This is a genomic window from Stenotrophomonas sp. YJH_SMC_122, assembly GCF_059369535.1.
On sequence record NZ_JCAFST010000021.1, the window covers coordinates 29,067 to 42,076 of the forward strand.

12 protein-coding genes are annotated in these 13,010 nt (G+C 68.8%); all 12 read left to right on the forward strand.

What is annotated here, in order from left to right; all coding sequences use genetic code 11:
* Positions 1–6 precede the first annotated feature (6 nt).
* Positions 7–1,860: a S8 family peptidase gene (locus AC5P66_RS19350; RefSeq protein WP_099496136.1), complete on the forward strand. Its 1,854-nt coding sequence runs from the start codon at positions 7–9 to the stop codon at positions 1,858–1,860.
* Positions 1,861–1,996: 136 nt separating this feature from the next.
* Complete coding sequence (gene gspE, locus AC5P66_RS19355; RefSeq protein ID WP_014035931.1) at positions 1,997–3,718, forward strand: type II secretion system ATPase GspE; 1,722 nt, start codon at positions 1,997–1,999, stop codon at positions 3,716–3,718.
* A gap of 24 nt (positions 3,719–3,742) precedes the next feature.
* The gene (xpsF, locus tag AC5P66_RS19360; RefSeq protein WP_495216560.1) at positions 3,743–4,963 is read left to right on the forward strand and encodes a type II secretion system protein XpsF; all 1,221 of its coding nucleotides are present in this window, start codon (positions 3,743–3,745) and stop codon (positions 4,961–4,963) included.
* A 49-nt stretch (positions 4,964–5,012) separates the two neighbouring features.
* Positions 5,013–5,456 (forward strand): type II secretion system major pseudopilin GspG, encoded by a 444-nt coding sequence (gene gspG, locus AC5P66_RS19365; protein ID WP_005415225.1) that lies wholly within the window; start codon positions 5,013–5,015, stop codon positions 5,454–5,456.
* A gap of 6 nt (positions 5,457–5,462) precedes the next feature.
* A complete protein-coding gene (gene xpsH, locus AC5P66_RS19370) occupies positions 5,463–5,957 on the forward strand; it encodes a type II secretion system protein XpsH (protein WP_049417201.1) in 495 nt (164 codons plus the stop codon).
* Positions 5,954–6,373 carry a type II secretion system protein XpsI gene (gene xpsI, locus AC5P66_RS19375; protein WP_049417200.1) on the forward strand — a complete coding sequence of 140 codons (420 nt, stop codon included), beginning with the start codon at positions 5,954–5,956 and terminating at the stop codon, positions 6,371–6,373. The genes xpsH and xpsI overlap by 4 nt, the downstream gene beginning before the upstream one ends.
* Positions 6,370–7,002, forward strand: coding sequence for a type II secretion system protein J (locus AC5P66_RS19380; protein ID WP_495216562.1), 633 nt, complete (start codon positions 6,370–6,372; stop codon positions 7,000–7,002). The genes xpsI and AC5P66_RS19380 overlap by 4 nt, the downstream gene beginning before the upstream one ends.
* Complete coding sequence (locus AC5P66_RS19385; protein ID WP_262257599.1) at positions 6,999–7,862, forward strand: type II secretion system minor pseudopilin; 864 nt, start codon at positions 6,999–7,001, stop codon at positions 7,860–7,862. The genes AC5P66_RS19380 and AC5P66_RS19385 overlap by 4 nt, the downstream gene beginning before the upstream one ends.
* Positions 7,859–9,004, forward strand: coding sequence for a PilN domain-containing protein (locus AC5P66_RS19390; protein WP_099542587.1), 1,146 nt, complete (start codon positions 7,859–7,861; stop codon positions 9,002–9,004). The genes AC5P66_RS19385 and AC5P66_RS19390 overlap by 4 nt, the downstream gene beginning before the upstream one ends.
* Positions 8,979–9,692 (forward strand): type II secretion system protein GspM, encoded by a 714-nt coding sequence (gene gspM / locus AC5P66_RS19395; RefSeq protein ID WP_495216563.1) that lies wholly within the window; start codon positions 8,979–8,981, stop codon positions 9,690–9,692. The genes AC5P66_RS19390 and gspM overlap by 26 nt, the downstream gene beginning before the upstream one ends.
* Entirely contained in the window at positions 9,682–10,470 is a 789-nt protein-coding gene (locus AC5P66_RS19400) for a type II secretion system protein, XpsN-like (RefSeq protein WP_049417194.1), read from the forward strand. Before gspM ends, AC5P66_RS19400 begins: the two co-directional genes overlap by 11 nt.
* 9 nt (positions 10,471–10,479) lie before the next feature.
* Positions 10,480–12,681: a type II secretion system secretin GspD gene (gene gspD / locus AC5P66_RS19405; RefSeq protein WP_495216564.1), complete on the forward strand. Its 2,202-nt coding sequence runs from the start codon at positions 10,480–10,482 to the stop codon at positions 12,679–12,681.
* Positions 12,682–13,010: the final 329 nt, after the last annotated feature.

The following is a 13,010-nucleotide window of genomic DNA, read 5'->3' on the forward strand; positions in this document are numbered from 1 at the left end:
TTCGACGTGATCAAGAAGCAGAACCTTCGCATCAATGTGCTTGCCGCCGCCGTGCTGTCGATGACCGCGGTGGGTGCCGTCCACGCCGCTGGACTGCCGACCCGCGAACCGGTGCGCCAGGCCAGTGCTGCCCAGCCGGGCACCGACCGCATCATCGTCAAGTATCGTGCCGGTAGCGCTGCAGCCGGTGACCGTTCGGCCAAGCTGTCCACCGTGCAGTCGGCGCTGACCCGCGCCAGCCTGGCCGGCGGTACCGCGCGCGCCAGTACGCTGGGCCCGCAGGTGGTACGCCGGCTGGGCGTGGGCGCGGATGTGATCCGCCTGCAGGGCCGCCTGGCACCGGCCGAACTGCAGCGCGTGCTGAAGGAACTGAAGGCCGACCCTGCGGTGCAGTACGCCGAGGCCGACGTGAAGCTGCGCCGCAGCGAACTGCGCGCCGGTGACGTGCAGCCTGCGCTGGCGCCGAATGATCCGTACTACCAGCAGTACCAGTGGCACCTGCACAACGCCACCGGCGGCATCAATGCACCGTCGGCGTGGGACGTGTCGCAGGGTGAAGGCGTGGTGGTGGCGGTACTCGATACCGGCATCCTGCCGCAGCATCCGGACCTGGTCGGCAACCTGCTGGAAGGCTACGACTTCATCAGTGATGCCGAGACGTCGCGCCGTGCCACCAACGATCGCGTGCCAGGCGCGCAGGACTATGGTGACTGGGTCGAGAACGACAACGAGTGCTACACCGGCTCCGTCGCGGAGGACAGCTCCTGGCACGGTACCCACGTGGCCGGCACCGTGGCCGAGCAGACCAACAACGGCGTCGGCATGGCCGGTGTCGCGCACAAGGCCAAGGTGCTGCCGGTGCGCGTGCTCGGCAAGTGCGGTGGCTACCTTTCCGATATCGCCGACGCCATCACCTGGGCCTCCGGCGGCACGGTGGCGGGCGTGCCGGCCAATGCCAACCCGGCCGAGGTCATCAACATGAGCCTCGGCGGCAGCGGCAGCTGCGACGGGACCTACCAGGATGCGATCAACGGCGCAATCTCGCGGGGCACCACCGTGGTCGTGGCCGCAGGCAACGAGACCGACAACGCCTCCAAGTACCGTCCGGCCAGTTGCGACGGCGTGGTGACCGTCGGTGCCACCCGCATCACCGGCGGCATCACCTATTACTCCAACTACGGCACCCGCGTGGACCTGTCCGGTCCGGGGGGTGGCGGCAGCGTCGATGGCAATCCCGGCGGCTACGTCTGGCAGTCCGGTTCCGATGCGGCCACCACGCCGGAGTCGGGCAGCTACAGCTACATGGGCATGGGTGGCACGTCGATGGCCTCGCCGCACGTGGCTGCCGTCGCGGCACTGGTGCAGAGCGCGCTGATCGCCAAGGGCAAGGATCCGCTGGCCCCCGCGGCGATGCGCACGCTGCTGAAGGAAACCGCGCGTCCGTTCCCGGTCAGCATCCCGACCGCCACTCCGATCGGCACCGGCATCGTCGATGCCAAGGCGGCGCTGGCCAAGGCACTGGAAGAGCCGTGCACCGAGAACTGCGGGCCGGTGGCGACGCCGCTGACCAACAAGATCGCCGTGGGGGGGCTGAACGGTACGGCCGGCAGCAGCCGCCTGTACAGCTTCGAGGCAGCCGCCGGAAAGCAGCTCAGCGTGATCACCTACGGTGGCACCGGCAACGTGTCGGTCTACATCGCCCAGGGACGTGAGCCGAGCGCCAGCGACAACGATGGCAAGTCGACCCGTCCCGGCACGTCCGAAACGGTACGGGTGAACAAGCCGGTGGCAGGCACCTACTACATCAAGGTAGTGGGCGAAGCGGCCTACAACGGCGTGAGCATCCTCGCCACGCAGTAAGCCTGACGTGTCGTAGTCGAACGGCCGAGGCCCGTCATCCTGTGTGACGGGCTTCGTCTTTTTATGAAAGCTGGCCGCAGGGCGGCGGAAATCATGGCTTAACTGCTAAAGTCGGTCCGATTGACAGGAGAGTCACGTGAACGCGCTCGCTGCAACCGTTACCGACGATGCCGAAGGCCGCATCCTGGATGCGCTGCTGGCACGCGGCCGGCTCAAGGAAGGAGACCTGGCGCGCGCGCGGCCGCTGCACGCCGAGGCCGGCGGCAGCCTGCTGGGCCTGCTGGTGCGCCTGGGCCTGGTGTCTGAACGCGACCAGGCACAGGCCAGCGCCGAGGTGCTGGGCCTGCCGCTGCTGGAGGGCAAGCAGGTGCCGGAGGCCCCGCCGCAGGCGCTGGCCGAGGGACTACCGCTGTCGCTGCGCTTCCTGAAGCAGTTCCATGTGTGCCCGCTGGAGTTGGATGAACACGGGGTGCGTCTGTGGCTGGCCGATGCCCACGATGCCTATCCGCAGCAGGCCGTGCAGTTGGCGCTGGGGGTTCCGGTGACACCGGTGCTGGGCATGCGCGCGGAGATCGATGACCTGGTCGAGCGCTGGTTCGGCCAGGGCCGCAGCGCGATGGGCGCGATCGTGGAAACCGCCGATGGCGAGGGCGGCGCGGTCGACGATATCGAGCACCTGCGCGACCTCGCTTCGGAAGCGCCGGTGATCCGCCTGGTCAACCTGGTGATCCAGCGTGCGGTGGAACTGCGCGCTTCGGATATCCATGTCGAACCGTTCGAGAGCCGGTTGAAAGTCCGCTACCGGGTCGATGGCGTGCTGGTGGAGGGCGAAAGCCCGCCGGCCAACCTCACCGCAGCGGTGATCAGCCGCATCAAGATCATGGCCCGGCTCAACATCGCCGAGCGCCGCCTGCCGCAGGACGGCCGCATCATGCTGCGCGTGCAGGGCAAGGAGCTGGACCTGCGCGTGAGTACCGTGCCCACCGCGCACGGCGAGAGCGTGGTGATGCGCCTGCTGGACCGTGAAACGGTGGTCTTCGATTTCCACCGGCTCGGCTTCACCGACGCCTTCCTGCCGCAGTTCCGCAAGGTACTGGAACAGCCGCACGGCATCCTGCTGGTGACCGGCCCGACCGGCTCGGGCAAGACCACCACGCTGTACACCGCGCTGAGCCAGCTCAACACCGCCGACGTCAAGATCATCACGGTGGAAGATCCGGTCGAATACCAGATCGAGGGCATCAACCAGATCCAGGCCAAGCCGCAGATCGGCCTGGATTTCGCCAACGCGCTGCGCAGCATCGTCCGCCAGGATCCGGACATCATCATGATCGGTGAAATGCGCGACCTGGAAACCGCGCGCATCGCCATCCAGTCGGCATTGACCGGCCACCTGGTGCTGTCCACCCTGCACACCAACAATGCGGCCGGTGGCATCACCCGCCTGCTCGACATGGGCGTGGAGGATTACCTGCTCACCTCGACCATCAACGGCATCCTGGCCCAGCGCCTGGTGCGCCGGCTGGAGCCGACCCATGCCGAACGCTACGAAGCGTCGCCAGAGGAGATCGAACGCTTCGAGCTGCGCCGCCTGCAGCCGGAGGGGCCGATCCACCTTTACCGCCCGAAGCCCTCGGCGCTGGCGCCGACCGGCTACCTGGGGCGTACCACCATCATGGAGTTCCTGGTGATGAACGATGCGCTGCGGCGTGCGGTGATGCGTCGCGATGGCATGGGCGAGATCGAGCGCATCGCCCGCGAAGCCGGCATGCGCACCATGTACGAGGATGGCCTGTCCAAGGCGTTGAGCGGACAGACCACCATCGAGGAAGTGCTGCGCGTGACCGAGGAAAGCTGATGCGCGCAGGACGCCGGGGCTGACATGCCGAACTACCGCTACAAGGCGCTCAATCCGCACGGTGAGGTCTTCGACGGGCAGATGGAAGCGGCCAGCGAGGCCGAGCTGATCGCGCGCCTGCAGGACCAGGGCCACCTGCCGATGGAGACGCAGCTGGCCGACGCCGGCGCGATCGGCGGCAGCAGCTGGCGCAACCTGCTGCAGCAGCGCCCGTTGCAGGGCGCTGCATTGCTGCAGTTCACCCAGCAGCTGGCGACCCTGCTCGGTGCCGGCCAGCCGCTGGACCGCGCGCTGTCGATCCTGCTGGGGTTGCCCGAGGACGAACGATCACGCCGCGCAATCACCGACATCCGCGACGTGGTGCGTGGCGGTGCACCGCTGTCCACCGCGCTGGAACGCCAGCATGGGCTGTTCTCGCGCCTTTACGTGAACATGGTGCGCGCCGGCGAAGCCGGTGGCAGCCTGCATGAAACCCTGCAACGCCTGGCCGACTACCTCGAGCGCAGCCGCGCGCTGCAGGGCAAGGTCATCAACGCGCTGGTCTACCCGGCGATCCTGCTGGTGGTGGTGGGCGGTGCGCTGCTGTTCCTGCTTGGCTACGTGGTGCCGCAGTTCGCGCAGATGTACGAGAGCCTGGATGTGGCGCTGCCGTGGTTCACCAATGCAGTGCTGCAGCTGGGCCTGTTCGTGCGCGACTGGTGGGTGCTGCTGCTGGTGGTGCCGGCGGTGCTGGTGCTGTTCTTTGAACGCAAGGCGCGGCAACCGGCCTTCCGGCTGGCGCTGGACGGCTGGTTGCTGCAGCGGCGCGGCATCGGCCGCCTGCTGGGTGAACTGGAAACCGCGCGATTGGCCCGCACGTTGGGCACCCTGCTGCGCAACGGCGTGCCCCTGCTGGGTGCACTGGGCATCGCCCGCAACGTACTGGGCAACCGCGCGCTGGCCGCCGACGTGGAAACGGCCGCCGATGAGGTGAAGAACGGCGCCGGCCTGTCGCTGGCACTGTCGCGCGGCAAGCGCTTCCCGCGCCTGGCCCTGCAGATGATCCAGGTCGGCGAGGAATCCGGCGCCCTCGATACCATGCTGCTGAAGGCCGCCGACACCTTCGAACAGGATAGTGCCCGGCGCATCGACCGCATGCTGGCGGCGATGGTGCCGGCAATCACCCTGGTGCTGGCCTCGGTGGTGGGCGCGGTGATCGTCGCCGTGCTGGTGCCGCTGTACGACCTGACCAATGCCATCGGTTGACGATGGCACTCCCTGCAACCCCGACACTCCGCAACTGAAAGGACCGTCCATGATTGCCCGTCGCCGACCGATCCGCCTTTCCTTCACTGCCGCGCGCAACCAGTCGGGCATGAGCCTGCTGGAAATCATCATCGTCATCGTGCTGATCGGCGCGGTGCTGACCCTGGTCGCCAGCCGCGTACTGGGCGGTGCCGACCGTGGCAAGGCCAACATCGCCAAGGCGCAGGTGCAGACCGTGGCGTCCAAGATCGACAACTACCAGATCGACACCGGCAAGCTGCCCGGCTCGCTCAATGACCTGGTGACCGCACCGGCCGGTGTTGGCGGCTGGCTCGGCCCGTACGCCAAGCCGGCCGACCTGAACGATCCGTGGGGCCACGCCCTGGAATACCGCGCACCGGGCGAAGGCCAGCCCTATGAGCTGGTCAGCCTGGGCAAGGATGGCAAGGCCGGCGGCAGCAGCGTCGACGCTGACATCCGCTACCAGCCGTAACCGCGCATGACGTATTTCCTGCCGCGCCGGTTGCCCCACCCGCGCCTGCATGGCAGGCGCGCGGCGGGCTTGTCGCTGCTGGAAATGCTGCTGGTGATCGCACTGATCGCGGCGATCGGCCTGATCACCGCCGCCGGCCTGTCGCGCGGCTTCGCCGGCATGCAGTTGCGCAGCGCAGGCAAGGACATCGCCAGCCAGCTGCGCATGGTGCGCGCGCAGGCGATCGCCCGCGGTGAACCGCAGCGCTTCGTCATCGAGCCGGCGCGGCGGCGCTGGGAGGGCGCCAACCAGCGCCACGGTGAGGTGCCCGCACAGCTGCAGGTGCAGTTCGAAGGTGCCGCGCAGCTGGCCACCGCGCCGGGGCAGGGCGTGATCGAGTTTCACCCCGATGGCGGCTCCAGCGGTGGCCGCATCCGGTTGCAGCGCGACGGCGCCGAATGGCGCGTCGACGTCGGCTGGCTCACCGGCGAGGTCCGCTCCGGCCCCTGGCGGGCGCAATGAAGCGGCGCGCGCGTGGCTTCACCCTGCTCGAAGTGATCATCGCCTTCGCCCTGCTGGGCCTGGCGTTGACCCTGCTGCTGGGCAGCCTGTCCGGCGGCGCAAAACAGGTGCGCGATGCCGAGCTGCGCACGCGCGCGGTGCTGCACGCCCAGTCGTTGCTGGCCGAAGCCGGCGTCGACACACCACTGCAGGTGGGCAGCCAACAGGGTGACTGGGAACAGGGGCGCTATCACTGGGAACTGCAGGTTCAGCCGTGGGTGGAGCCACGCGCCGGCAACGTCGTGCAGGCCACGTCAGCGGGCACCCCATGGCTGGCCGAGCTGCAGCTGCGGGTGCGCTGGGGCGACAGCGAACGCGAACAACTGCGCTGGCGCAGCCTGCGCCTGTTGCCGCCCGACCTGGAGAATGCCCGGTGAGGGGCCACGCCGCAGGGTTCACCCTGGTCGAAGTGATGCTGGCCACCGTGCTGCTGGCCGGCGGCCTGGCGCTGGCCTTTGCCAGCGTGCGCTCGGCGATGGCGGTCAGCCAGCGCGGCGAGCAGATCGCCGCCGAAAGCGAACGCATGCGCGCGGTGGAATCGTTGCTGCGCAGGCAGCTGGCGGGCGCGCTGCGCACTCCACTGGAAGTTCCGGATCCCACCCGCGAGCCGGTCTTCTTCCAGGGCGAGGAACAGCGCATGCTGTTCGCCGCCGATCTGCCCGGCTACCTCGGCCGTGGCGGACCCTACCTGCACGCGCTGCAGGTCGACGGACGCGATGGCCGACAGCGCCTGCTGCTGGAGCTGGTGCTGTTGCAGGAAGGCGAGCGCATCGCCGAGAACCCGCCGCGCCCGCCCGAGGTGCTGGTGGAAAACCTGAAGTCGGTGCAGCTGCGCTATCGGGGTATCGATGCCAGCACCGGGCAGGTGACCGACTGGATGCCGCGCTGGGACGACACCCGCCGGCTGCCGATGCTGGTGGAGATCCAGATCGTGCCGGCCCGGGGCGCGCCGTGGCCACCGCTGGTGGTGGCGCTGCGCGCCGGTGGCAGCGGAGGCGCGCGATGAGCCGGCAGGGTGGGGCGGCATTGGTGCTGGTGCTGTGGCTGATCGCGTTGATGACCGCGCTGGTCGGCGCATTCGCGCTGAGCGCACGGGTCGAACACCTGCAGCAGCGCGTGCTGGATGACGATGCACGCGGGCAGGAACGTGCGCGTGCCGGCCTCGAATATGCACTGCTGCGCCTGTCGGCCGATCCGCAGCGCGCGCCGTGGCGTGCCGACGGTCGGACCTATCGCTGGCAGTTCGACGACGCCAGCATCGAGATCAAGGTGCTGGACGAGAACGGCAAGATCAACCTGAACCTGGCCGATGCCGCGCTGCTGGCCGCCTTCCTCAAGGCACTGGGTGAAGACGATGCACAGGCCCGGCAGCTGGCCGGGGCCATCATCGACTGGCGTGACGAGGACAGCCTGCTGCAGCCGGGCGGTGGTGCCGAAGCGCAGGACTACGCCGCAGCCGGGTTGCCCTATGGCCCACGCAACAAGCGGTTCGAGACCCTGGGCGAGCTGCAGCGCGTGCTGGGCATGCGCGGCACGCTGTACCGGGCGATGTTGCCGCACCTGACCCTGTACAGCCGCCAGGCACGCCCGGATCCCCAGTTCGCCAGCGCACCGGTACTGACCGCACTGGGCCTGGATGCGGATACCGTGCTGGCGCAGCGCGCCCAGCAGGAGCGTGATGCAGATTCCGCTGGTGGTACGACAACGCTTGCCAGCAGCAGCGGCACCTATAGTATCGAGTCCGCTGCCATCGACAGCAGTGGACGCAGGTCGGTGTTGCAGGCAGTGGTACGCAGTGGCTCGGGCGGGGTTCCCGGGCGGACCTACACAGTGCTTCGCTGGGAGCAGGGAATGACAGCAAGATGACGGCGTGGCAGGACAGTCTGCGGCAGGTGCAGGGCCGGATCGGCCCGGGCGCTGGCCGTTTCCTGCGCTGGTGGCGGCAGTCGCTGCTGGCCTGGGTACCGGTGCGCTGGCAATGGGCGTTGGGCTGGGGCCAGGCCCGCCTGTTGCTGCAGCCTGAGAGCGACCAACTGCAGGTCTGGCGTGAGGCCGGTGAACGCCGCGAAGTGGTGGCGCGCCTGCCGTGGCCGCTGTCGCCGGCGGAACTGGACCGGGTACTCGAGCCGCGCCTGCGCAGCCTGCCCCGGGTGTGGCTGCTGCCCGCGGCGGATGTGCTGCGGCGCACGCTGCGCCTGCCCGCCGCGGCGGCCGACCGCCTGCGTGCCGTGGTCGGTTTCGAAATCGACCGGCAGACCCCGTTCGAAGCGTCCCAGGTCAGCTATGACGTGCGTGAACTCGGCGCGGGCGGCGAAGGGCAGTTGCAGGTCGAACTGGTGGCGTGGCCACTGCGGCAGCTGGAGGCATGGCGCACGCGGGTGGGCCAATGGGCCGATGCGCTGGCCGGCGTCGATGCCATCGATGCGCAGGGCAACGTGTTGCAGGTGAACCTGCTGCCGCCCGCGCAGCGCCAATTGCGGCCAGACCCGATGCGGCGCTGGAACCTGCTGCTGGCAGTGGCATCCGTCGTGATGCTGGTACTGGCCGCGGTGCAGCTGCTGGACAACCGCCAGGCCGCCGCCGACGAACTGCGTGCGCAGGTCGAGCGCAGCGCGCGCAGCGCGCGTGGCGTGGCCAGCGAACGCGCGCAGCTGCAGGCGCTGATCGATGGTGCTGCATTCCTTGAGAAGCAGCGCAGCCAGCGCGCCGGTACGGTGGAGATCTGGAACGAACTGACCCGGCGCCTGCCGGAAGGCACCTACCTGGAAAAGCTGGCGATCGAGAACAACAACCTGCAGCTGATCGGCCTGAGCCGCGAGGCATCGCAGCTGGTGCAGCTGCTGCAGGACGCACCGCAGTGGCGCAAGGTCAACCTGACCGGGGTGCTGCAGGCCGATGGCGCGGCCAGTGGCCGCGACCGCTTCACCATGACCGCCGAACTGCAGCCGTTGCCGGCCGCAGCACCGACCCCGGAGGCGGCCGATGCCGATGCCAAGCGCACGCCGTGATCGCTGGTTGGCGCTGGCACTGCTGCTGGCAGTGCTGGGCCTGGCCTATCTGCTGCTGGTGCACCCCTGGCTCACCCAGCCGCTGCGTGCGATCGATGCCGATGTCGCCGCCCTGCGCGAACGCGAGTCGCGCGTGCAGGCGCAGCTGCAGCAGCAGCCGCAGATCGAACAGCGCCTTCGCGCTACCCGCGAGGCACTGCAGCAGCGGCCAGGCTTCCTGCGCGAAGCCACTGCCGAAGCTGCCGCCGCTGCATTGGGCGCCCGGCTGCAGGATGCGGTGGCGATGGCCAGCCCGGGCAACCGCAGCTGCACCATCAGCAACCGCACGCCACTGGCCGACAACCGGCGCGATGCCGAGTTCGTGCGCGTGGCCATGCAGGTGCGCCTGCGCTGCGGCGTGGCCGAACTGGCCACCGTGCTGCACAGCCTCGAAACCGGCAGCCCCCGCCTGTTCGTCGACAACCTCAACCTGATCGCGCAGCGCTTCCAGCAATCGCCGAACGAATCGGGGCTGGGCCTGGATGTGTCCTTCGAGCTGGCCGGCTATCTGCTGCCAGGCGCCGCCGCCGATGGCACGGTACCGGCGCCCGCTGCGGCACCGGCATCGTCCACGTCGCCGGCCGAGGCCACGCCTGCGTCCCAGCCGGCGCCCCCGTCCGAAGGGCAGGAGGTGGCCGATGAAGCGTGAGCAGATCAGCCTGCGTACCGGTTTCCTGCTGGCACTGGCCGGCTGGGCGGCGGCGGTCTGGCTGGCAACCGTCTTCGGGCTGGGCAGCCAGCTGCCGGGCGCCGACGGTGATGCCGACGCCGCGCCATCGCTGCCATCGCTGCCGCCGCTGGCTGCCGAGCGCATGGCCAGCGCCGACAGCTACAGCGCGATCGGAGAGCGCCCGCTGTTTGCCGAAGACCGCAGGCCGAGGCCCTATCTGCTGGGTGGCAGCGAACCGGCGGCCAGTGCCGCGTTGCGCCTGACCGGCGTGCTGCTGACCGGCGATTTCGGCATGGCCACCTTCACCACCGAACAGAACCGCTCGCTGCGCCTGCGTCTCAATGGCGAAGCCGTGGATGGCTGGCAGCTGGTGGCGCTGCAGCCGCGCCAGGCGACGGTGATCGGCCCCGGTGGCAACCAGGTCCTGGAACTGGCGGTGTTCAACGGCCAGGGCGGTGAGCCGCCGACGGTGCTGCGCGGTGCCAACGGTGTACCGCCTGCAGGTGCGATCGTTGTGCCGCCTTCGGCGGGTGCTCCGCCGGCACCGCCTCCGGTCGCGGCAACCCCACCGACGCCGCCCGCCGGCAATGCCCCCACACCTGCGGCGTCAGCTGCAAAAACACCACCGGCCAACAACAACGGTCCCAGCGAGGCGCAGATGCAGGCCATCCGCGAACGCATCCAGGCCCGCCGCCGCCAGCTGCAGCAACAGCAGCAACAACCGTCGCCGCCCCCGGGCGATGGCACCAACCGATAGAGTGAATGCATGAACCTGCGTTTTCTTCCCTGGTCCTTTGCCCTCGCGCTGCTGGTCGGCTGCAGTACGGTGTCCGCGCCGCACGTGCAGCGCAACGGCAACCTGTCGCCAAGTGCCGCTGCCGGACAAGCGGCCGACGTCGCCGCTGATGCCGCCCGCGAGAGCCAGGGCGCACCGCAGGCGGTGATCCGTCGCGGCACCGGCACCATGATCAACCGTGAGGCCGCGCGCGCACCGGCACCTGCGCTGCATGGCGCCAGCACCGGCGAGGCCACCTTCAACTTCGAAGGCGAATCACTGCATGCGGTGGTCAAGGCCATCCTTGGCGACATGCTTGGCCAGAACTACGTGATCGCACCGGGCGTGCAGGGTACGGTCACCCTGGCCACGCCCAAGCCGGTCTCGCCGGCGCAGGCGCTGAACCTGCTGGAGATGGTGCTGGGCTGGAACAACGCGCGCATGGTCTACAGCGGCGGCCGCTACAACATTGTCGCCGCCGACCAGGCGCTGGCCGGCACGGTCGCGCCGAGCACCGCGCCGGCGGCCAGCGCACGCGGCTTCGAGGTCCGCGTGGTCCCGCTGCAGTTCATCTCCGCCACCGAGATGAAGAAGGTGCTGGAGCCGTATGCGCGTCCCAACGCCATCGTCAATGTGGACAGCGGCCGCAACGTGATCACCCTCGGTGGTACACGCGCAGAACTGGAAAACTACCTGCGTACCGTCGAGATCTTCGACGTGGACTGGTTGTCGGGCATGTCGGTGGGCGTGTTCCCGATCCAGTCGGGCAAGGCTGAGCAGGTCGCGACCGACCTGGAAAAGGTGTTCGGCGAAGAGAGCAAGACGCCCAGCGCTGGCATGTTCCGTTTCCTGCCGCTGGAGAACGCCAACGCCGTGCTGGTGATCACGCCACAGGTACGCTACCTGGACCAGATCCAGCAGTGGCTGGATCGCATCGACACCGCAGGTGGCAGCGCCCGCCTGTTCTCCTACGAGCTGCGCTACATCAAGGCGCGCGACCTGGCCGAGCGCCTCAGCGAGGCCTTCGCCAGCAGTGGCAACCGCGGCGGCTCCAGCCCGGACTCGCTGGCGCCGGGCGCCATCCCGTCGCAGCTGGGCAGTGACGGCGATCGTGGCATGGACAACAACAGCAGCACCCTTGGCTCGACGCTGGGCGGGAGCAGTGGCAGTGGCAGCAGCAACGGCAGCCTGAACCTGCCGCAGCGCCAGCCCGGCAACGTCAGTGTCAGCCTGGAAGTGGAGGGCGACCGCGTCGGCGTGTCGGCGGTGGAGGAGACCAACACCCTGCTGGTGCGCTCGACCCCGCAGGCCTGGCGCTCGATCCGCGAGGTGATCGAGAAGCTGGACGTGATGCCGCTGCAGGTGCACATCGAGGCACAGGTGGCCGAAGTCGCGCTGACCGGTGACCTGAAGTACGGCGTGAACTGGTTCTTCGACAACGCCGTGGCCGGTCGCGCGCTGACCGGCGCACTGGCGGGCCTGACCCTGCCGCCGGCAGCGGGCGGTTCGTGGAATACCTTTGCCGGCGGTGTCACCGGCAACGATGGCGTGGGCTGGGCGTTCACCGGCCACAACGCGGCCGCCGTGGTCAGCGCGCTGGACAAGGTCACCGACCTGCGCCTGCTGCAGACACCGTCGGTGTTCGTGCGCAACAACGCCGAGGCCACGCTCAACGTTGGCGACAAGGTGCCGATCAACACCACCACGGTGAATACCGGCGTGGGCACCAGCACCTACAGCTCGGTGCAGTACATCGACACGGGCGTGATCCTCAAGGTACGCCCGCGCGTGACCCGCGATGGCACGGTGTTCCTGGATATCGTGCAGGAGGTCAGCAGCGCCTCCGACGTGCCGGACGCCTGCAACCCGAACGAGCGCAACTGCAACCCGCGCATTTCCACAAAGAAGCTATCGACCGAAGCGGCGGTGCAGAGCGGCGACACCATCATGCTGGCCGGCCTGATCACCGATTCGGGCACCGATGGCAGCAGCGGCATTCCCGGCCTGAGCCGGATTCCGGTGGTTGGCGCGCTGTTCGGGCAGAAGACCCGCACCAGCCGTCGTTCGGAAGTGATCGTGCTGCTGACCCCGACCATCGTCCGCAACAGCCAGGAATCGCGCAACCTGACCGATGAGTACAGCAAGCGCTTCCGCGCGATGGAGCCGCTGAACCAGCCGCGCGCGAAGAAGTAAGGGGTTTGCGGCCGGGCTGCGCCCGGCACCCGCGGTAGTGCCGGCCGCTGGCCGGCAACAGCAACGGCAACAGCCAAAGTCAAAGTCAAAGCAACAGCGGGTTTACTGAGGGATGGCGGGGCACTGTGGGTTTGCGGGGACGCCGTAAACCCATCCATGGGGGCTTGGTCGCCGCATCCATGCGGCTCACTGATCTGGCCCCCTGAAAACGGACGCCATGAAGCCGTTTCAGGCGGCAGCCCGGAGCTGCCGGGCATAGTTGTTAGGCGAGTGGTAGCCCAGCGCCGAGTGTAGCCGGGCTGGATTGTAGAAGCCGTGGATGTAAGCAG